Genomic DNA, 22461 nt, shown 5'->3' with positions numbered 1-22461 from the left:
AACATGTTCAATTCATGGCTGACCTAGATGTTCTATAATGGATGGGATTAATTCCATATGATAGTATTCCATCTACGTTAACCTATGAAAAACAGGAGGGACACAGGCCCATGTCGGATATTGAAGCCTATCTACAACAACAAACGAATCTCCGTGGTCGTTCCGCGTATCATGCAGATCAACCTCTGGAATTATGGCGCAGTCAGTTACGTACCCACGTGAAAGAGCGGCTGGGCGGTTTTCCAACAATGGGTGCAGCACTGAATCCTGTCTTGCTGGAGCGGATTACTTGTGACGGATATATTCGGGAGCGGATTGAAATCACAACCTATGCAGGACTTCGCATGCCTGTGTATGTATTAATTCCAGGTGAGGGTAACGTTACCGATACTAAGAGACCTGCTATCATTGCTTGTCATGGACATGGCTACGGTAGCCGAGAGATAACGGGTATGGAACCGGATGGGTCACCGCGGACAGGAGAGCCCGGATTGCACAAGGACTTTGCAGTAGCTCTTGTGAAGCGTGGATATGTGGTTGCGGCTCCAGAGCTGCTCGGGTTTGGTGATCGAAGACTAGAAGAAGACCGCGATGCGCCACCGGGGGTAAGTTCCTGTACAAAGATTGCCGCGCATCTGCTCATGGTGGGGAAAACGCTCGCCGGGCATCGGGTATATGAAACAACACGAGTACTGGATTATATATCAACACGACCTGAAGTGGATTCAGAGCGAATTGGAAGCATGGGTATCTCGGGCGGCGGTCTGGTGACCGCATTTACAGCCGCATTGGATGAACGGTTCCGTGCAGCTGTAGTAAGTGGTTATGCAAATACATTCCAGGGCAGCATACTGGACCGGAACCATTGTCTCGACAACTATGTGCCAGGTATCCTGCGTGAAGCGGAGTTGCCGGATCTCATTGGCCTGATTGTGCCTAGACCACTCTTTATTGAAGCCGGAAGTGATGACCAGGTGTTCCCGATCCATGCAGCGAGAGAGGCGTATGCGCGTTTGACACACATATATGAGCAGGCGGGAGCATCAGAATCATTGGATGCGGATTTCTTTACAGGTGGACATGAGATTAGCGGAGCGAAGGCCTATGACTGGCTTGATCAAGTTCTGTGAAGTTGTGGATCGTGCACCGAGTTAATTCTGATTCGAGAGGAGAATCCAGTGATGAAATGGTCAACATCGGTAAAGTTTCTGCTCTGTTTTGTTCTGTTTGCGAGTACCATGGGAATCGGTTTGGGAAGCAGTGGAGGGCAAGTCGCCGAAGCGGCAACGGACAACTACAGATTTGATTTTGGTTCGGGTGCTGTTGAGAGCGGTTACACAGGTGTGTCCGCAGGAGATGCCTATACTGCGACCAAAGGATATGGGTTCAATACACCTGCCAATATGCGAAATGTGTCTGCCTCCGGAAGCGGAGTGATGAGTGACGCTGTCCAGTTTCTGACTTACGGCACTAAGAGCACCAATACCTTCAATGTGAATCTGTCCAATGGACTATATGAAGTTAAAGTGGTCCTGGGCAATACAGCCAGAGCGAGTGTAGCGGCAGAAGGTGTATACCAGATCATCAATATGACGGGTAACGGGGCGACGGATAAATTTCAAATTCCGATAACAGACGGGCAATTAAATTTGCTCATTACGGAAGGAAAGACAGGCACCGCCTTCACACTTAGTGCACTCGAAATCCGAAAGTTATCCAATCAGACCGTTACCAACCGCACAATCTACATTGGTGGTGATTCAACAGTTTGTAATTACTATCCGCTGGGTAGCAGTGTACAAGGAGGTTGGGGACAGCTGTTTCCGTCTTATGTGAACAATGCTACCTTCCAGGTTCGAAATATGGCGTCAAGTGGTCAATTTGCGAGAGGTTTCCGCGATGATGGTCAGATGGAAGCGATTCTGAAGTATATCAAGCCGGGAGATTATTTTATTTTGCAATTCGGAATTAACGATACTAATGCCAAGAACAATACAACGGAGGCGCAGTTCAAGGAGATTATGCGGGATATGGTACGTCAGGCGAAGAACAAAGGAGCAACGGTTATCCTCTCCACGCCTCAGGGCCGGGCAACAGACTTTAATACAGCCAATGTACATCAAGCGGAGAACCGCTGGTACAATCAATCCACACGTGCACTCGCTCAGGAAGAGGGGGTTACCCTTGTTGAACTGAACAAGCTGAGTTCTGCCTATTTCACGTCTATTGGTCCAGCGGCAACACTTGGTCTGTATATGACAGGGGATAGTCTGCATCCGAATCGTCAAGGGGCTGCGGAGCTTGCACGTATTGTGGCTGCGGATCTGAGAAGACAGGGACTGAATGGATTCTGACTTTACTACTTAATCTGTCTGCATAATCAGTGCTTGATATGATCCGTGTATGAAAAATAACAAATACCCCCGGGAACATACCGCGAAACGGGCGGCTGATCCTCGGGGGTATTCGTTATGCCTAGGCTGGGGATTACTCCATCATATCCTTGGCTTCATGGTTCACTTTTTTCCCTTTTAACAAGGGTTCCAGTTCATCTTGCACGCTCTGCTCCCACAGTGGTACATCTGTGCGATAGGCGGCCCGTCCGTTCAGATGTCCGGCGACCGGAGCCGTGATGAATACAAACAGGATACCTAACAACAAGCGGGCACTGATATAGTTATCGAAATACCAGAAGTAGAAAAATGTAGCGCTTAATACACAGAACACACCAAGTGTCATACTTTTGGTTGCGGCATGGGCACGTAGATATACATCAGGCAGACGAATAAGTCCGAATGCACTGAGTGCACTGAGTAGTGCACCGAGCAGTACGAGTAGACCTATAGCGGTTTCAGCGGCTACTTTAACGATCTCCATCATTTTTGAATACCGCCCCCCGTTCAATATAACGTGCAAATGCCACTGTACTTAGAAAAGCCAAAATGCCAATCAGTAAGATAATATCCAGATAGGCCTGGGTTTGCAGCATCATCGACAGAACGGCAACGATGGCAATCACATTGATACCGATGGTATCCAGTGCCGTGATCCGATCAGCCATGGATGGTCCCCGAAGCACCCTGTACAAGCAACCGAGAATGGCTAAGGAGAGAATGAGCAATGAGATGAACAACAGTGAGGATAACATTAACGCGTCACCTCCATAATTGCTTTTTCAAATGTATTTTGGATATCATCTCTCATTTTCTGTTCATCCTTGATATCCAGTGCGTGAATAAACAGTTTGCGTTGATTACCCGAGATCTCAAGCGGAAGAGAACCTGGTGTCAATGAGATGAGTAAGCAGAGCAGAGTAACCTCCCAATCCGAGGACAATTGAGTTTTATACGTAAAAATACCGGGCCTTATATCTAGCTTGGGCTTGATAATCTGGCGTATAACCTCAATGCTGGCTCGCACCAGTTCCTTGAACAGCAGTGTAATCAGTTTGAAGATGGCCCAGACTCGCACAATATAAAAGCGCTGGGGGAAGAATCTGCGCATCCCCCCGATGAGAAGCAGTCCGAGCAGGTAACCTATGAGAAAACCAACACCATTCCAGGCGTTGTTCAGAAACATCCATACAAAAGCAATGATAAGATTCAGTACAATCTGAAAGGCCATAGACATCTACTCCTTCAATACGGCATCAATATAAATATTGGGATGCAGTAGAATATCGCCTGCGCGGGAGGTCAATTGGAACATGCCTTCAGCCCCCACACCCATTACGATGATGAATACAAACAGAATTCCGGCAGGAATCAGCAGGCCGTTCACCGCGTAAGGGCGTCTTGTAACCCCGGCAGGCGGTTCGCCCCAGAACGCTTGTATGAAGATACGCAGTACCGAATATAACATCAACAAGCTCGAAAGCACCGCAATGCCGGTAAGACCATACAAGCCTGCCTGCAAGCCGCCTTCAAAGAGAAGCAACTTCCCTGGAAATCCACTAAATGGCGGCAAACCTGCCAAGGCAAGTGCGCTGATGAAGAACATCCAGCCGAGCAGCGGATAGCGATGGATCAGCCCGCCCATGTTATCGAGTTTGGATGTTCCGGCAACAGCGATCAAAGCACCCCCGAGCAGGAAGAGCAAAGTTTTGATTAACATATCATGCAGCATATAGAAGAGCAGACCTTCCAGTGCAGGGCGACTGGCCGCGGCCATACCAAAAGCTACAAACCCCACACCTGCGACCACGTTGTAGATGAGAATCTTGTTTACATCGCGGTATGAGATCGCACCGATGACACCAAGGACCATCGTTGCACCAGCCATCCATCCGATCAGTGCATGGAAGAAATCCGGATCATGATAGAAGATCAGTGTGAATGTTCGCACAATCGCGTACAAGCCAACCTTGGTGAGTAATCCTGCGAACAATGCAGTGACGACAGCAGGTGGTGCCGCATAAGAGCCCGAAAGCCAGAAGAACAGGAACAGCCCGGCCTTGATGCTAAATACGATCAGAAAGAGAACAGCAATTAAGGTAATGACTCCGCTCTGTCCCACCTCAGCAATTTTGACGGACAAATCTGCCATGTTCAGTGTGCCAGTTATGGAGTAGAGGAAGCCGATGGAAGCGACAAAAAGAGCTGAAGAAACGATGTTAATCAAGACATATTTGATCGTTTCCCGAAGCTGTCTTTCCGTGCCTCCCAATACGATTAGTGCATAGGAAGAGATGAGCATCAGTTCAAAGCTGACAAACAAATTGAACAAATCTCCGGTTAGGAATGAACCGTTAACGCCCGCGATCAGAAAATGAAAGAACGGATAGAAGTGGTGCTCTTCCCGCTCCTTGTTCACACTGCGGAACGCATACAGCAAACACGCCAGTGCAATGATGGAAGCGGCAACGACAAGTAGCGCCGATACCATGTCCGCAACAAGCACAATACCATAGGGAGGTGCCCATCCACCCATATTAAGTGTTAGAACTCCAGTCTGAGCTACCCGCGTAATGAGTATCGTTGAGACCGCTGCTGTAAACAAAAGTCCAATGACACTAATGATCCGCTGGATATTTGTTTTCCGGAAAAAGAGCAGAGCCAGAACACCTGTAATCAAAGGCAAAAGAATGGGCAGAACGACGAGATTATTCATATGGGCGCCCCCTTACTTCTTCCATATCGTCTGTTCTCAGCTTCAGATAAGAACGATAGGAGAGAACAAAGAAGAACGCAGTGAGTCCGAAATTAATAACAATCGAAGTTAGTATCAAAGCCTGAGGAAGAGGATCGACATAACGTTCAGCCATCTCCCCAAGCAGTGGTGGTGCCCCGGTTTTGAGACGTGACATAGTGATCAAGAGCAGATGCACGCCATGGGTTAGTATGGACATGCCAAGTACGATACGGAGCAGGCTCCGCGACAAGATTAAAAAGACGGCAACCGCAAACAGAATGCCAACGGCTACACACATCAATATTTCCATATCAGCGATCCTCCCCGATCTGTAGAATGATGGTCATGGTGACACCTAGGACAGCGAGATACACGCCAAGATCAAACAGCATGGCTGTGGCGAGTTCTGTCTCTCCCAGCAAAGGAAGTTCGAAATAACCGAAGGTTTGGCTGAGGAACGGGACTCCGAATATAAATGAACCCGCACCCGTAAGTAAGGCTATACCTAATCCGATTCCTGTTAGAATACGGAAGTCAACCGGTAACGCTTTGCGTATCGTATCTGTACTGAATGCCAGGGCAATCAATACGAGCGCTGCCGCTGTTACCAAGCCGCCGATGAAACCTCCGCCCGGATTGTGGTGACCTGCAAAGAAGAGGTGCATGGCAAACGTCAGTATGATGAACACAACGACCTTGGTAGTCGTTTGCAGCAATACATCATTACTCTGCAAGGGGACGGTATCCCACGAGGATGAGCTGCGTTCCCGGTTACCATACTTTTTCGTATTGTCCGCTTCATCATCCAGAGCAGGTTCGGAATCATGACTCTCGTCCTTCTTACGGAACTTCAAGCGGGCTCCGAGATCTTTTGCTTCAAGGTTCAGATTAATCATGGAGTAGATGGATAACGAAGCAACGCCAAGCACCATAATCTCCAATAACGTATCGAAGCCACGGAAATCTACCAACAACACGTTCACGACATTTTTACCACCAGCCGAGTCATACGCTTCCTGAAGGAAAAAGGTAGAAATGCTGTCCAGTGAGGCTGTTCCGCTTGCGGCCAATGCAACAAAAGTCATCACAATTCCGACTGCAATCGCTACGATCATATTCACCGTGAGATAACTGCGGCTTGATTTGCCACGTTGAAGCTCAGGCAGATGGTAGAAGCAGAGCAGGAACAGTGCAACGGATACCGTCTCAACAATCATCTGTGTCAACGCCAGATCCGGCGCCCGGAAGAGTACAAACAGCAGAGTTACAAGGTAACCAACTGCTCCGGTCATAATGACTGCTGACAGTCTGTTCTTGGCAAAAGGAATCGAAACTGCAGCACCGATGAGCGTGACTAGCAGTACGACCTCGTAGAATGAGTAAGGTGCATTGCCCTGCAGATTCCAGGTGATATTTTCTCCTGAACGGAAGAAGGCATAGACCAGCAACGCGACCGTGAATGAGAAAATGTAAACGAGATAATTACGAACCGAGCCATTCATATAGGCTTCCGTCCATTTGCGTGCATAATGCTGAAGATTATCCAGCACGACGTGGTACATATTGTTAATTGTTAATCCTTGTGGATAATGCTCATAAATATTCCTCCATCGTGGCAACAGCTTGTAGAGAGTGATTCCGAGAATCACGACTCCGATCGTCATAATCAGTTCCGGAGTCCATCCATGCCACAGGGAGAAATGTACATCGAAGCGCTCATTCCCATTCAAGAGGGATGGAAGCACAGCGGCCATTGCCGGTTCAATCAGTGATCCGGCCAGCAGATTCGGGAAGAGTCCGAATACAATGACAAGAACACCTAGAACAACAGGCGGAATGAGCATGCCAGCGGGCGCTTCGTGCAGCTTCTCGGCAGGGATTTCGCTTTGGCTACGACCGAGGAATGTTTTGAACACAATAATAAGCGCATAGATCAGGGTAAACACACTTGCAAGCCAAGCGAATACCGGCAATAGAACACTCCAGGACCCAAGTCCAAAGATTCGCAGATTCGTGACTTCCACCATCGCCTGGAAAAATAACTCCTTGCTCAGGAATCCGTTGAACGGCGGAATACCCGCCATGGCAAGTGAACCGATCAATGCCACGGTGAATGTAATTGGCATGAATGAAGCAAGTCCACCGAGCTTCCGAATGTCACGTGTACCCGTTTCATGATCAACAATTCCTACGACCATGAACAGAGCGGCCTTGAAGGTCGCATGATTAAACAGGTGAAGCAGCGCAGCGGTTATTGCCACAGTGTACATCGCAGAGGATTCGCCATATCCGAAGTAGAGAGCAGCAGATCCAACCCCTAAGAGGGACATGATCAGACCAAGTTGAGAGATGGTCGAATAGGCAAGAATCGCTTTGAGATCGTTTTTTTTCACCGCCAGGAATGACCCATAACACAAAGTCAGAAGACCAACGCCAGTAACGAGCCAGAACCAGAGTCCCTGTCCACCGAAGATCGGTGTAAAGCGGGCTACAACGTACAGTCCGGCCTTAACCATGGTGGCTGAGTGAAGATAGGCACTGACAGGTGTAGGAGCTTCCATGGCATCCGGCAACCAGATATGGAACGGGAACTGAGCTGACTTGGTGAAAGCTCCAATCAGGATCAAGATAAGTGCGGGTAGGAATAGTGCGCTTTCCTGAAACTGACCCAATCCTGTGATGGTTGCACGAATACTGAACGTTCCGGTAATGAGATACATCATCATGAATCCGGTAAGCATGGCGAAACCGCCAAATACCGTAATCAGGAATGATTTTTGTGCTCCTGAAGTCGAGGCTTTACGTTTGTAATGGAATGCAATCAACAGGAATGACGTAATACTGGTCAATTCCCAGAATCCGTAGAGCACGATCATATTATCAGACAGCACCACGCCCAACATGGCTCCCATGAACATCAACAGATACAGGTAGAAACGGTTCAGCGCTTCTTTCATATCCATGTAGAAGATGGAGTAGAGAACAACGAGGACACCGATTCCGGTGATTAGCAGTGTCAACATGAGGCTCAAACCGTCCAGATACAGGTTAAATCCAATGTCCAGTGAAGGAATCCATGGGATATTTCCGGATACGGTATTGCGCTGTGACACAGCGGGTATTAGACTCGCAAAGTATACAAATAATAGTGCCGGGACAAGGAGAACCGGCCATCCCAAATGTAATTTACGGAAGAAACGATGCAGCATGGCAAGAAGAATGCCAGCGGCAAAAGGCAGAATAACAGCAACATGAAGCAGGCTCAACATTACACCCCCAATGTTTAGTATTTCGATTACTCTCTCTGTGACATACAGGCGCATGATCCTTTGAAGGATATGCTTGCTCTCTATATTCATAACCCAAGTATGTATATACAGAATCGTGTCTATTCTTTGAATGGAAGAAACACGGTGAAGATTTCAGTATAATATTGTATGGGCATGTATAATAAAAAAACACACAAGTTCCGATAAATATGAAAACGATTAGGTGACATTCCGTGTACTCTTTGCAGCATAGTTATGTTGAAAAGCAAGATGGTTTCACCGTGTAATGGAGGAAGTAATGTCATTCAAAATTAGAACTGTGCTTACAGTCATCTTTGCTGTGTTATCCTTGCTGGTTACCCTGACGATTGGGTCTATTTTTAGCCAAAAGTCATTTGTTGCTGTAGAGACTGAGATTGGTCACTCGCTTACAGGAACGGCATCACAGGCATCGGACAAGCTGGATCGATTCATGTCCGCTCGCGCGGGTGAACTGGACCTGCTGGGCCAAATGGCTTCGTTGGAAGATGAATTCCAACCTGATGAGATTCAGATGCTGCTGGATCAGTTACAAGATAGCTTTCCCTCATTCTCATGGGTTGGATTCATGGACCCCAAAGGAAAAGTGTTAGCTGCTACGGATGGTATCTTGCTTGGGGAAAATTTATCAGAGCGACCTGTGTATCAGGAGGGAATCAAGGGTAAATTCATTGGAGATGTGCATAATGCAGTACTTCTTGCCAAGCTGCTTCCGAATCCAACGGGAGAGCCGTTGCAATTTGTCGATATCAGTTTTCCGCTGAAGGATAGCAAAGGAATGATTCAAGGTGTGCTCGCTGCACATTTAAGCTGGGAATGGGCGAAGGAAGTCGAGGAATCCGTGCTCGCCCCATTGAAAAGGGAAGAAAAAGACATTGAGTTCTTTATCGTGAGCAAAAAGGAACATACAGTACTGCTCGGGCCGAAGGAATGGATCGGTAAACCGTTGGTATTGCCCGGCATTAAAGAGGCCCAGCGCAACAAAAGCAGTTGGTCCATAGAAAAGTGGCCTGACGGTAATGAATATGTGACAGGGTTTGCCTACAGCCAGGGTCATCTGGATTATCCCGGATTAGGCTGGACTGTAGTCATTCGTCAAGTCAAGTCGACTGCTTTTGCTTCTGTGTTTGACCTGATGTGGTTTAATGTGTGGGCGGGACTTGCCGTTACCGTGCTATTTGCATTGATTGGCTGGTTTGTCTCACGTCTGATCTCTGCCCCACTTGTGCGTCTTACCAGAGTAGCCAATCGACTGCGTGCAGGGGAAGAGCTTGAGATTCCTGCGATTAAGGGGATTAAGGAGATTGAAGTGTTGTCCCGTTCGCTTCGGGATATGCTGACCTCTCTTATGAATAAAAACTCAGAGCTGGTCGTGATGCAGAATCTGGCGCATTTTGATCAGTTGACTAGACTGCCGAATCGCACTGCTCTTGAAGTGTATCTGGAGGAGTCTCTGGAGACCGAAAGTGAAAATCACACGCTGACTTTTCTCTATCTGGATCTCGATGGATTCAAACGGGTCAACGATACACTTGGGCATCAGACTGGAGATGTGCTGCTACAGAAAGTGGCCCAGCGATTGTCTGCTCTTGGTCAGGTGAAGGGTATAACAGTCCGATTGGGCGGGGATGAATTCCTGATTGTACTTCAATCTGTTGGAAATCATCCGAGGGAAGAAGCCATGGCTTATGCAGAAGCCATCATTCAAAGTCTGAACAAGCCGTTTATTATCGAATACGAGCGCATTCGAATTGGATGTAGCATTGGAGGAGCTGAATATCCAACCAACAGCGACAACCCAAGTGAGATAATCCGGATGGCGGACGAAGCTTTGTATGAGTCCAAACGTGCAGGGAAGAACAGAATGACATTTTATTCCGAGTTGAAGCAGGATCGTTAGCGTATAATAACATTAGCTGGGTTATCCCAATCACCTTTGTGCGAATGCGCGTATAAACAAGGAGGGGTGAAATGTCTGGAAAATATACAACTGTACCTTATGGTTATGAGCCACCTGCGGCCAGCCGCAAGGGCACACTGACTTTTTATGACTCGTTTGAACATGTGACGGATGAGCAACTCGAGCGCGCCGCTGCAACGGTAGATACCCGTTCATTCATACAGCTTGTGCTGTATCCGTTACACGAGAGCACGTTTAAACGAATGAGCAAGGATTCGATACAGGCATATTACAAAAGAGAAGACCGCCTGCATGAATGGCGGCGGGAACATCCAACTTCACGTATACGTGTGGAGGGGCTTGAGGGCAAGAGAAAGAAATATACACCTGTGGATAGCGCGCTGCGCCATATCACTGCGGAATATCCAGCCCCTCACTTTCTTTATTTGACGATAGAGATGGCGAATATGTTTGCTTCATTTGATTCCTTCAAGGATTGGATCAAAGAGCTTCGTCTCATCATTGACGGGCCATCAGGTGATCTTCATCCCAGGCTGGAGCAAAATCGTCATCGCTGGGAATGGGCGGAATGAAAACATGGACATATGAAGAAGATCGGCCTGCTGATCGTATTCAGACCCAAAAAAAGTTGTGTTGTACACCGGAATTCCGGTGTACAGCACAACTTTTTTATTTATATTTTCTCTGCCAAGGACGAAGTCAGATCAAGTGATGTTACGGTTTTATTTTTACCTGTTCGTTTGGCGGCATACAGACAGGCATCCACTTCCTCGAACAATTTGTCTTTGGTTAGATTAGGACTGTAGCTTTTGAGACCGATACTCACCGTGATGGAAGCTCCTTCAAGTTCCAGATGGCCCATCAGGGCAATCTTCTGACGAATCTGTTCCACCAAGGCATAGGCCTGCTTGAAAGATTGCTCAAACATCAATAAGGCGAACTCTTCGCCCCCGTACCGTGCTGCAATATCACTTGAGGTAATGGTTTCCTGAATGATCAGGGACACTTTCTCCAGAATGATGTCTCCAACCCGATGACCATACGTATCATTAATGGATTTGAAGTCATCAATATCGATCAGGGCCAGATGCAGACTCATGCCACTGTTGGCATACTCAAATGCTTTTTCATAATAATCCTTGAAGGAGCTTTGATTATAAAGGTTGGTTAAACCGTCTGTTTTGGACTGTTTGGACATAATGGCATTCCGCACAATAAGGTCCTGCTTGGCAAGCATGCTGGCTTGAAGATCATCGAGCACCTCAACGCCGCTAGTTACGATAACCTGTGCTACATATGTACCTAAGATTAGAAAAGCAGGAATGGATACCATGTCAAATGAAGACAGGTACAACCGGTAGGCCGGATCGAACAAAACCAGAAGGTAACCAGCCATCTGCATCAGAAAGACAATCCAGACTCTCTTTTTACTGAAGAACAGCACCGAAGCAAAGATGGGCAACAGGCAGATCGCTAATATAATCCGAATGTCATAATTGACATGAATAATCGTCCAGGCGATAACCGTGCTGGCTATAGACATGGTGTAAAAGGAATATGAACTGAAGCGCCGATCAACCCAACTTGCGAACAAAATGCATGAACTGCTGACGGCCGTAGGCCAGAACAGGACATTCATCAAGAAATCTGTAGGTGTGCGATCATAATCCAGAAACAGGAAACAGCCAATCTGAATGGCGAAATGTGCAATGATGACTATCCAGTAGGCATGGAGCATTTTTTGAATCCATTTGGAATGTTTGAACTCGTATTCTGTTGGAATGTGACTATTTTGCGTATGGAAACCTTTCATATATCACCGCTGACTGCATCATAATGGTACGACAGAATTACTCTCGTATATGATGATTATAAATGACAATGAACAAAACGCAAATGTATTTAACTGTTATATGAGAACAAGACTCACAGAAGTTTCGAGTTGTCACAAACTTTTTGTGGAGGACAAACAAAACTCAACGATACACTCATAGACTATATACATGGCTCCGTTCCATATGTAGGAAATCATTGATGAAGGGGAGGTGATCTTCATTCCTCTTGTCGTTCGTTCAACCGTTAATGCTACGGGAGCAATTACATTTACAGGAAATACGCTTGGACTGAGTCGTTCGGAAACAGCGGGGATACCTGGAACACAGGACAGTATTGGAGGTTTTATCACAACCAACACCAGCCTCCAGTACGGCACCTATCCACTGGGAACTACAAGCCTGTATCAGAGCAACAGTTCAGCAGCCATTCTTACACTACCTGCTGGAAGTACCGTTCTGTATGCAGAATTGATCTGGGGCGGCAGTTACATCAATGGTACAGTCAATCTGAGTGCTGCCATCAACAATCCGGTTACGTTTATTACACCCGCAGGGACTTCCAGTGTCACCCCAGATCCACTTACCTACAATCAATTCGATCTTGGGGGCGGTGCTGCTGGCTATGTACGTTCCGCCAATGTGACGACACTTGTACAAAATGGGGGAGCAGGTACATATATCACCGGAGCAGTGGTAGGAACTATTGTTATTACAAATGATTCCACGGCCAATCATGCGGGATGGACACTTGGGGTCATTTATCAGAATCCCAATCTGCCTTTTCGCAACATGTCTTTGCGTGCAGGGGGCGTACTCGTTCAATCTACTTCACCCCCTGTCGTTACCACACTGACTGGATTTGCAACGCCCCTTTCCGGTGTATTGGGAGGAAGAATACTGTTCAGTGCGCAGGAGGGCGACGCGAACCGGACCGGTGACCAGGCATTATTCGGGCCAACCTCAGCTACATCGGTTGCTTTGTCCGGGCCCAATAATCTAGCTGCGAACTTTTTTGCTTCTCAGATTAACGGAGATACCGGAGCGCTTAATACAACCGGAACGTTTGGGACACGAAATCAGATCAACGGAGCTCCAGGTACCAATATTATCGGTGGACGTCAAGGCTGGGATATTACCAATGTGGATGTTTCAGCAAGACTGATCAATAACCAGTCATCTGCGGTGTTGACATTAACGACCTCGGGGGATGCCTACATTGTCAACGCCAATGCAATTCAAGTTGATATTAATGCACCCAAGATCACATTGGCTAAGGCAACGGTCGCCGCCGGTGCAGTTGCCGGGGATAGTATTCTATATTCGGTTACCGTTACCAATGCAGGCACTGCGAGTGCGGCCAGTGTTGTTTTATCCGATTCACTTCCTGCAGGGCTTACCTTTATTCCAGGCAGTGTCACGGTTGCAGGTGTACCTCGTCCAACACTTGATGTGACGGCAGGCATTCCTCTGGGTTCGTTAACTTTATCCAGCAGTGTCGTTGTAACCTATCGAGCACTCATCGGTCAGGATGCAGGCATCCTGCAACTAGTGAATTCGGCCAATGCAGCCTTTACATTTCAAAGTGTAGCAGGGGGGCCGGTCATTACCGGAGTTATTCCGTCCAATAACTCCACCCTTCCCGTTTATTCGCCAAACCTGTCCATTGTGAAATCGGCGAGTACTACCAATGCCACGGTGGGTGACCTTGTAACCTATACACTCCAAGTGAACAACGGAGGGAATGTTGCTGCCAACGTTACATTGAGGGATAACATTCCAAGTGGTAGCTCATATGTAGCAGGAAGCTTTCGTCTGAATGGAAATGTGATTGCTGGCGCCAATCCGGTTACCGGCGTTAATCTGGGGAGCCTCGCGGCAGGAAGTGCCAATACCGTGACCTTTCAGGTACTTGTAACAAGCTTGCCGACACCTCCGACTCTTGTGGATCAGGCTACGGCTTCTTATTCCTTCAATTCACCTGATGGTCGGACGATCACGGGAAACATCGCCTCGAATACCTTAACAATCCCGGTAACATTGCCCAATGTGAACACGGTAAAATCAGCATCCGTTACCGATGTTGCTGTCGGGGAGACTTTCACGTACACCATAGTTACTACCAACAGCGGTATTCAGGTGATTAACAATGTGGTACTTACAGATGCGCTCCCTGCTGGAACAACATTTGTTTCCGGTAGTGCAACCGTAAGGGGAACTGTCGTACCGTCTGCGAATCCGAGCAGTGGAATCTCTATTGGGACATTGGCGGCCGGAAGTTCTGCAACGGTGACGTTTCAGGTGAATGTGCAGTCCCAGCCTGCTTCGGGTTCATTAGTCAACCGAGCGGTAGTATCGTATAGCTCAGGTGCGTTCACGGGTATTTCCAACTCCAATTCCATTACAACCCCTGTATACCAAGCTGTTGTCGGAATCAACAAGTCGGCAAGCCAAACCAATGCGACACTGGGGGATCAGATTGCATACACACTTGTGGTCACGAACAATGGGAACATAGCGACTCAAGTGAATGTGACCGATACGATTCCAGCGGGGCTGACGTTTGTCCCGAATTCGGTAACCGTGAATGGTACTGCACGTCCTGGAACCAGCCCATTAACCGGAATAACACTGGGCAGCCTCCTGCCGGGAGTTACGGCTACGGTGGTGTTTCGCGCTACACTCACCACACTTCCGACTCCCCCGACACTGGAGAATCAAGGGACTGCAAGTTATACGTACCAGCTTCCAAGTGGACGGAATCTCTCAGGCAGCAGCTTATCCAATATCGTTCGTATATCTGCATCGGCTCCGAATATTTCTATTAGTAAAACAGTAAATACACCGGATGCGACAGTAGGAGATGTACTTACGTATACCGTTGTTGCAACAAACGCAGGAATTAGTGCAGTACAAAATCTGGTGATTTCGGATGCACCATCCGGCTCTGAATTTGTCCCGGGTAGTGTCACGATTAATGGATCTGCTGTTACCAGCGCAAGCCCCGTTGCGGGAATCGCAGTGGGTACATTGAATAGCTCAAGTAGTGTAACTGTGACCTATCAGACCAGAGTGAATTCTGTTCCATCCACAGGTTTGGTTAGTAACCGGGCCAATGCAGCATTTACATCAGGCAGTTTTAATGGTGTTTCTTCTTCCGTATCAGTAAATACCCCCATATTTCTGCCAGTGATTCAAGTGGTGAAATCAGCAAGTACAACAAGTTTGACGGTAGGCGATACGTTTAATTACACCATCCAGATAAACAATACAGGTAATATAGCTGCATCGGTTACCTTGACAGATCCCATTCCAGCAGGAGCAGTATTCAGCACAAATAGTGTCATTATTAATGGCGTACCTACACCTGGGCTCAGCCCGGAAATAGGAATCAGTCTAGGAGAGATTGCTGCGGGCTCAGGTGCAACGGTCACCTTTGTTGCGACGGTTACCAGTTTGCCAGATGCAAGACAGTTAATTAATCAGGCGGTTGCTTCGTTTGCCTACACGCTTCCAAGTGGTAGAACGATTGCCGGTCTCTCGTCATCAAACACCATCACTATTCCAGTGTCTCTACCCAATGTTACGATTGTTAACAGTGACAATGTAGAGTACGGCGTAGTCGGGGATGTCATTCGATACACATCTGTTATTCGTAATAACGGCACAGTAGCCGTTAATAATGTGGTATATGTCAATCCTCTTCCTTCAAATACCCCATTTGTACCCGGAAGTGTCATTGTGAACGGGACTTCGTTCCCGCTCTCCAATCCGACAGCCGGCATTCCAATCGGTACGTTGGCTCCAGGAGCCGAGGTTACCGTAACTTTTGAGGTGACGATTACCATGCCGATTCCTTCGCAGATTAACAATCAGTCGACGGTCAGCTTCACATCCGGTTCATTTTCAGGGTCATCATCGTCCAATACCACTCAGACTCCGGTCATACAACCGCAGATTTCACTTGTCAAAACGGCAAACACCATAAATGCGACCGTAGGTGATACGGTTGTATACACGGTAACGGTCAGCAACACAGGCAATCTGGAGGCAAATGTTACCGTGACAGATACCATTCCTGCTGCGACTACTTTAGTACCCAACAGTGTGGTTGTATCCGGTGTGCCACAGCCTGGAGCGACGCCAGCAGCAGGCATTCCGGTAGGCATTGTAGCAGCGGGGGCGACGGCTGTTGTCACGTTTGCCGTTGTTGTGGATTCACTTCCATCTCCGCAGCAGCTTAGCAATTTTGCTACATCATCCTTTACATTTACACCTCCAGATGGGCGAACATTGACTGGCTCAGCCACTTCGAATACGCTCACGTTTCCAGTCTCGTCACCAAACGTCGCTGTTGTCAAAAGCACAGCTTCCACTGCGGCTACGGTAGGCGATACGGTGACCTATTCCATTCTGGTGACCAACAGCGGAATTGCACCGGTGAACAATATTCAGTTTTCGGACCCGATTCCAGCTGGAGCCTCCTTTGTAACAGGGAGTGTCACAGTGAATGGGGTTGCGCAACCTGGAGCCAATCCAGCAGGTGGGGTATCCCTTGGGACATTGGGGCCCGGAACGTCCGCAACGGTCACGTTCAGTATCCGTGTCGACGTGATCCCGCCAAGCAATCAGTTGAGCAATCGCTCTACGGTCAGTTTTACCTCAGGTACATTCTCAAGCACAACCTTCTCTAATACCGTGGTCACTCCGGTGTACCAGCCTATTCTTTCAGCACAAAAAACAGCCAGTACACAAAACGCTACCGTTGGGGATACGGTCAGCTACACGATAACCGTGAGCAATCAGGGAAACTATGGATCCCAGATTAACCTGACAGATAACCTTCCAGCCGGAACCATCCTTGTTCCAAATAGCGTTATTGTGAACGGTCAACCACTGCCAGCAGGAAATCCAGCAACGGGCATCCCCGCAGGCAATGTGGCTCCTGGAGCTACGACCACCATTACCTTTTCAGTAGTTGTTGATACGCTGCCAAGTCCGCAACAACTGGTGAATCAGGCTACGGTAGCTCTATCATATACATTGCCGGATGGGCGGAACATCACGGAGTCCGTTCTATCCAATGTGCTGACCATTACCGTATCGGCACCGGATGTCGATGTCGTCAAATCCACAACTTCAACGGCGGTATCTGTTGGTGATGTCGTAACGTATAGCATCGCTGTAACCAATAACGGAATTGCAACGGTGAACAATGTGGTTTTCACGGATGCAGTGCCGACAAGTACCGTTCTTGCGCCAACCGGCGTATTTGTCGATGGTGTTCTGCGCCCTGGTGCCAATCCTTCTACGGGAATAACACTTGGTTCCATCGCACCTGGTGTTACGGTAACCGTTGTATTTAGTGTGCAGGTTACGGCGCTCCCGGCAAGTGCAGTGTTAAACAATCAGTCCACGGTCAGCTTTACATCAGGTGTTTTCTCAGCGACCACATTCTCCAATACGGTTACAACTCCGGTCTATCAACCTATTCTGTCGGCAGTCAAAACGGGAGATCAGACGATAGCAACGGTAGGGGATACAGTTGTGTACAGCATCGCCATCTCCAATGCCGGGAACTATGGGGCATCCGTCACGTTGACCGATACCATTCCAGCAGGAACAGAGCTTGTTCCAAATAGCGTTATTATTAACGGGGCTTCTGCACCAGGTGCAGATCCGGCTTCGGGTATTCCGCTTGGTGTCGTTTCCACAACAACTCTAGTTACCTTCTCCGTTGTGATTGTGACGTTACCTTTGAGCCAGTCCATCACCAATCAGGCTTCTGCTACATTTTCGTATACATTGCCTGATGGAAGAACACTTGGAGGCACGATTACGTCCAACGCACTCAACATTCAGGTATCTGCTCCGAATGTCAGCGTTGTGAAGACTACTCCGGTGATTGATGCTGTGGTGGGCGATACGATTGTATACGAGATGGTTGTGACCAATGAAGGAATTGACCCGGTAAACAACATTGTGATCACCGATCCGATTAACCCAGCCACCACATTTGTTACAGGCAGTGTTCTGGTGGACGGCGTCCCACGTGCCTTGGCCAACCCTGCGCTGGGCATAGCTCTTGGTAGTTTGGCGCCTGGAGCATCGATAGCGGTATCGTATGCAGTGCGGGTCAATACGCTTCCAACACCACCACAAGTGAGCAGTCAGTCTTCCGTAAGTTTCACATCGGGTGTCTTCTCGGGAGCAGCGTATTCCAATACGGTTGTAACACCAATCTATCAGCCGATTATTGCCGTAACCAAAACGGGGAGCACTTCCAATGCAACGATTGGTGACACCATCACCTATTCTTTTGCCATTAACAATAGCGGGAATCTTGATGCAATTTTGACATTAACGGACAATATACCGAATGGAGCCGTACTGCTTCCCAACAGTGTTCTGATTGATGGTGTTCCACAGCCAGGTGCCAATCCGGAGACGGGTATCGCTGTGGGTGCCATACCGTCCGGAGGTACGGTTATTGTAACGGTTACCCTCGAAGTGACTGTAGATACGTTGCCGCAGGATCAGCAACTGGTTAACCAGGCGGTGGCCAACTATACATTTAGTCCACCCGATGGCCGTCTGTTGACGGGGACCGTATCTTCGAATGTTCTGGTTATCCCGGTATCCGCACCAAATGTTGTTGTTGCCAAAAGCACAAGTGCCATTGATGCTGTTGTTGGTGATGTAATCACCTATACGGTTGTAGTAACCAATAGCGGCATTGAAGTGGTGAATAATGTGGTCATGGTTGACCCGGTACCTGTCGGTACAGTATTTGTGCCAGGAAGTGTTACGGTGGATGGTGTGCCAAGACCAACAGGGAATCCGAATACAGGCATCACGCTTGGTTCGATTGCTGCGGGTGCTTCCGTTACGGTTACATTCAGAGTAGAGGTTGTGGTGATATGAGCCAATCTTCCGGTCCGTTGTCCCACTGGCTAAAGAATCAGTCCCTGGTTCGATTCAGCTCGGGTGCGACTGAACTGGAACAGGTATCCTATTCGAATACGGTTGTAACACCGTGGATCGGCCCCAGGCTTGAAGTCAGAAAAGTGTGCAATGTCACAGAGGCTGCCTTGGGGCAGTCTCTTATCTACCGTGTTGAAATTGTTAACACCGGAAATCTTACGGCCCTAGTGCACCTATTGGATCAGCTATCTGCAGAGACGGCACTGCTTCCCAACAGTGTATTGCGTGATGGTATTCCGTTACCGGGAGCATCACCGGAGAGAGGATTGCCTCCAGCTGAAATCGCGCCCGGAGCCATGTTGCGGTACCACTTCCAAGTTGTAATCTTACGTTTACCTGAGACACTGAAGCTGCTGAATCAGGCACAGGTTAACTATGAGTTTTTGACACCGGAAGGCAGAACGGTTACGGGTGTGGAACAATCCAATATCGTGGAGGTCAATATGGTCTCATCCCGGCTGGAGATCTCCTTTCAGGCGGATCACATCTATACCTTCTCAGGGGATATTGTCATGTACACCGTCATCGTGAGCAATCCGGGTTTTATTACAGCCACGAATGCCCAAGTAACGATTTCTTTGCCACAAGGTATTGTTTTTATACCTGCGAGTGTCATCGTAGATGAAATGTTTGCGCCACAAGTAACGCCTGATACGGGCATACAACTTGGAGAGATTTTGCCCGGAAGCTCAATGAGGATACAATATCGGGTTCAGGTTATGGGGGGAAGCGATGCGAACGGAATATCAAGTGTAGCTGTACTGGCGTATATCTCGGCAGGACAGCAGGAGACGGTCTACTCCAATCAGGTTACCCTGGAAGTTATACAGCCCCAGGTCTCTGTGCTGAAAAGTGTGCTCCCGGTAACGGCCACATTGGGTGATGCCGTCCAATATAATATTACCGTCTCCAATGCAAGCAGTTATGCGGTGGATGGAATTCTCTTGGATGTACTGCCAACAGGTTTGACGTTTGTTGAAGGCAGTTTGGGCTGGAATGGGGTTAAACGTCCCGGAACCAATCTAGCTAGAGGGCTTAATCTGGGGACGTTGACAGCCCGGTCGGTTCTGAATATTCAGTTTGAAGCGAAACTTCCAGATCGAGATGATTCGATGCCTGATGATTACAGGTATGTGAATCATGCTAGCCTGATGTATACATTTCGATTGCCGGATTCACGGTCAGTGCAGCGGATGATTACATCCAATGAAGCTGTGGTCGAATTAAAAGCGCCGATAATTCAGGCTTATGTTCAAGTGACACCCACATTGGTCGAGCAGGGAGGTACCGTCACTTTTCAGGTACGTGTGGAGAATACGGGCAATTTGCCGGCACGTGTACAACTTGGTAGCATTTTACCTGAGGGTGCCAGATGGCTTGGGCAAGCTACGGGTGAGATCCAATTGAGCTTACCAGAGTATTCCACACCACGGGTTCTGCATGTGGGTGTGATTGAGCCTGGAACGGAAAAGAACATCTCCTATGTAGCGAAGTTAGCTTCTGAGAAGACGGGGACGCTGCAAGGAGCCTTGATTGCTAGGGACACGTATGAATGGAATGGACAAAAACGCGCTGGCGAAACCCGATCGAATGAGTACAGCATCATTGTGGAGTATGGAGAAGAATAGGGGGTATCACGGTTAACGGTAACTTGCGCCTGAGGAATTTGCTCATTCTGGATGCCATGAGATTACACGAACGTAAATGAATGGTATACTAATTGAATATGAACTCGGCAATCAACCCGTGGAATCGGGACGTCGGAGTAGAGGAGGCAGCCACATTGGCAAAAGCAAAAGTAGCAAAAAGACCTACACGGGATGAGTTTGAACTTGAAGAGTTGGGAAACCAGCTGGTTGAAGCCTTTCGGGAACGTTCGGAAGTACTGTTGACGGTATGGGGCAAAGAAGATCAGGTACAAGGAGTCATCGTCAAAATGGACTCCCGTACACGACTTGTGCATGTAGAGTATACCGAAGAAGAGTTCACAGCGAAGGTGCCTTTTCTGGATATCATGCGTGTGCAATCTCCCCGGTACTGAACGAAAAAAACAGCAATCTGAATAATTAGGGCATCCGCCCTGTCAAAGTCGTTCTTCCTGCATAAGATAACCCATACCTGTTGCAGAGGAGGTACGGTCAATGAGCGAAGTATTAGGTGGAGAAACAAGAGGCTACGGATACGGAGGTTTCACTTCTGTAGGTGCCATTCTGGTTCTGTTCATCCTGTTGGTTATCATCTCCAAAGCGTTCTTGGTATAATTGCATATCTCTAAAGAATGAAAGAAGCTCTGCCATCACGGCAGAGCTTTTTTGTTCGTTCAGTCATTGGCGAATTTTGTAGAAAATCGGTGTTAGTCCTGCTTACGTTATGTTAGAATATAACCATCCCTAGAGAAAGAAAGAGGTGTTTTGATTATGAGCCAAACGTTAACAGAATCTTTAAATGAACAGATGAACTTTGAGTTTTATTCCGCTCATGTATATCTGGCTATGGCAGCCTATTGTTCCAGCAAAAGTCTGGATGGATTTGCGAACTTCTTCATCGTGCAAGCGGAAGAAGAGCGATTCCATGGCATGAAAATATACAAATTCCTGAATGATCGTGGTCAACGTGCCACACTTGCGGCTTTGCCAGAACCGAAGAATGAATATGCTTCGATGCTGGATGTATTTGAACATGGTTATGCTCATGAACAGCAAAACACGAAAAAATTCTACAATCTGGCTGACATCGCTCTGAATGAACGTGAGCATGCAACGATGTATTTCCTGAAATGGTTCATTGATGAGCAGGTTGAAGAGGAAGCATTGTTTGACAACATTATTCAGAAGTTGCGCCGCATTGAAAAAGACAGCAATGCCTTCTACATGCTGGATGCCGAGTTTGGCAAACGTTCGTTCACTGCTCCTGCTGAATAACTTTTACGTAGGAGTCGATAAGATTCCAGCGTCAAAACACCATGTACATACAGCATAAGGTAATGATCCTGAATGCAATGGGGGCAATCTCCTTGCAAGGGATGATGGTTTGATGCCATATGCTGATTGAAGACATAGAAGCCTGCACTTGTGCAGGTTTTTTTGCATGCAACGATATTTAATGATTGTATTGATTTGCTTGAATTGGAGTAATAGTCTATCAAAATTCTGAATTTGGGTAATAGAGGATATGTCACAATTGATCTATCCTGGCGGGATCTTATTTTGCGCAAATCTATCAAATTCGTATTAAATTTTAGGTTTATCTGACAAAAGTGTAACTCTACCGTAGCCTTTGGAGCGAG

16 protein-coding genes are annotated in these 22461 nt (G+C 47.7%); 9 read left to right on the top strand and 7 right to left on the bottom strand.

Annotation, left to right across the window (positions count from 1 at the left end):
- The first annotated feature begins 110 nt into the window (after positions 1–110).
- Together BLS69_RS10900 and BLS69_RS10895 are read left to right on the top strand one after the other, a co-directional pair.
- Entirely contained in the window at positions 111–1130 is a 1020-nt protein-coding gene (locus tag BLS69_RS10900) for a dienelactone hydrolase family protein (RefSeq protein WP_091031364.1), read from the top strand.
- Between the two features lie 108 nt (positions 1131–1238).
- Complete coding sequence (locus BLS69_RS10895) at positions 1239–2354, top strand: rhamnogalacturonan acetylesterase (RefSeq protein WP_249911806.1); 1116 nt, start codon at positions 1239–1241, stop codon at positions 2352–2354.
- A 133-nt stretch (positions 2355–2487) separates the two neighbouring features.
- On the opposite strand, the gene mnhG is transcribed toward BLS69_RS10895, so the two are convergent.
- From mnhG to BLS69_RS10865, 6 genes are read right to left on the bottom strand one after another with little or no spacing between them, the layout of a single operon-like run.
- The gene (mnhG, locus tag BLS69_RS10890; protein WP_017688856.1) at positions 2488–2880 is read right to left on the bottom strand and encodes a monovalent cation/H(+) antiporter subunit G; all 393 of its coding nucleotides are present in this window, start codon (positions 2878–2880) and stop codon (positions 2488–2490) included.
- Positions 2864–3148, bottom strand: coding sequence for a Na(+)/H(+) antiporter subunit F1 (locus BLS69_RS10885; RefSeq protein ID WP_017688855.1), 285 nt, complete (start codon positions 3146–3148; stop codon positions 2864–2866). The genes mnhG and BLS69_RS10885 overlap by 17 nt, the downstream gene beginning before the upstream one ends.
- Positions 3148–3624 (bottom strand): Na+/H+ antiporter subunit E, encoded by a 477-nt coding sequence (locus tag BLS69_RS10880; RefSeq protein WP_036608718.1) that lies wholly within the window; start codon positions 3622–3624, stop codon positions 3148–3150. The genes BLS69_RS10885 and BLS69_RS10880 overlap by 1 nt, the downstream gene beginning before the upstream one ends.
- 6 nt (positions 3625–3630) lie before the next feature.
- Positions 3631–5109 (bottom strand): Na+/H+ antiporter subunit D, encoded by a 1479-nt coding sequence (locus BLS69_RS10875; protein WP_036608717.1) that lies wholly within the window; start codon positions 5107–5109, stop codon positions 3631–3633.
- Positions 5102–5440, bottom strand: coding sequence for a Na(+)/H(+) antiporter subunit C (locus BLS69_RS10870; protein ID WP_036608715.1), 339 nt, complete (start codon positions 5438–5440; stop codon positions 5102–5104). The genes BLS69_RS10875 and BLS69_RS10870 overlap by 8 nt, the downstream gene beginning before the upstream one ends.
- Position 5441: 1 nt before the next feature.
- The gene (locus BLS69_RS10865; protein ID WP_091034942.1) at positions 5442–8396 is read right to left on the bottom strand and encodes a Na+/H+ antiporter subunit A; all 2955 of its coding nucleotides are present in this window, start codon (positions 8394–8396) and stop codon (positions 5442–5444) included.
- A gap of 301 nt (positions 8397–8697) precedes the next feature.
- Between BLS69_RS10865 and BLS69_RS10860 the strand changes: the two genes are divergently transcribed.
- Both BLS69_RS10860 and BLS69_RS10855 read left to right on the top strand, forming a co-directional pair.
- Positions 8698–10338: a sensor domain-containing diguanylate cyclase gene (locus tag BLS69_RS10860; RefSeq protein ID WP_091031360.1), complete on the top strand. Its 1641-nt coding sequence runs from the start codon at positions 8698–8700 to the stop codon at positions 10336–10338.
- Positions 10339–10409: 71 nt separating this feature from the next.
- Positions 10410–10931, top strand: coding sequence for a hypothetical protein (locus BLS69_RS10855; protein WP_091031357.1), 522 nt, complete (start codon positions 10410–10412; stop codon positions 10929–10931).
- A gap of 101 nt (positions 10932–11032) precedes the next feature.
- Here the strand turns inward: BLS69_RS10855 and BLS69_RS10850 are convergent, their stop codons facing one another.
- Complete coding sequence (locus tag BLS69_RS10850) at positions 11033–12172, bottom strand: GGDEF domain-containing protein (RefSeq protein WP_091031356.1); 1140 nt, start codon at positions 12170–12172, stop codon at positions 11033–11035.
- Positions 12173–12404: 232 nt separating this feature from the next.
- Between BLS69_RS10850 and BLS69_RS10845 the strand changes: the two genes are divergently transcribed.
- The 5 genes from BLS69_RS10845 to BLS69_RS10825 all read left to right on the top strand — a co-directional run bounded on the left by BLS69_RS10845 (position 12405) and on the right by BLS69_RS10825 (position 22096).
- Complete coding sequence (locus tag BLS69_RS10845; protein ID WP_091031353.1) at positions 12405–19115, top strand: DUF7507 domain-containing protein; 6711 nt, start codon at positions 12405–12407, stop codon at positions 19113–19115.
- Positions 19112–20803: a DUF11 domain-containing protein gene (locus BLS69_RS10840; protein ID WP_091031351.1), complete on the top strand. Its 1692-nt coding sequence runs from the start codon at positions 19112–19114 to the stop codon at positions 20801–20803. The genes BLS69_RS10845 and BLS69_RS10840 overlap by 4 nt, the downstream gene beginning before the upstream one ends.
- 155 nt (positions 20804–20958) lie before the next feature.
- Positions 20959–21216: a YolD-like family protein gene (locus BLS69_RS10835; RefSeq protein ID WP_036608707.1), complete on the top strand. Its 258-nt coding sequence runs from the start codon at positions 20959–20961 to the stop codon at positions 21214–21216.
- A gap of 100 nt (positions 21217–21316) precedes the next feature.
- Positions 21317–21436 carry a hypothetical protein gene (locus BLS69_RS10830; protein WP_017688846.1) on the top strand — a complete coding sequence of 40 codons (120 nt, stop codon included), beginning with the start codon at positions 21317–21319 and terminating at the stop codon, positions 21434–21436.
- A 156-nt stretch (positions 21437–21592) separates the two neighbouring features.
- The gene (locus tag BLS69_RS10825) at positions 21593–22096 is read left to right on the top strand and encodes a ferritin (protein ID WP_076217026.1); all 504 of its coding nucleotides are present in this window, start codon (positions 21593–21595) and stop codon (positions 22094–22096) included.
- Positions 22097–22461: the final 365 nt, after the last annotated feature.

This window comes from Paenibacillus sp. CF095 (assembly GCF_900101225.1).
In the GTDB taxonomy this organism is placed as follows: Bacteria; Bacillota; Bacilli; order Paenibacillales; family Paenibacillaceae; genus Paenibacillus.
The sequence above is the reverse complement of the archived record's forward strand: the minus strand, read 5'-3'. Positions and strand labels throughout refer to the sequence as shown.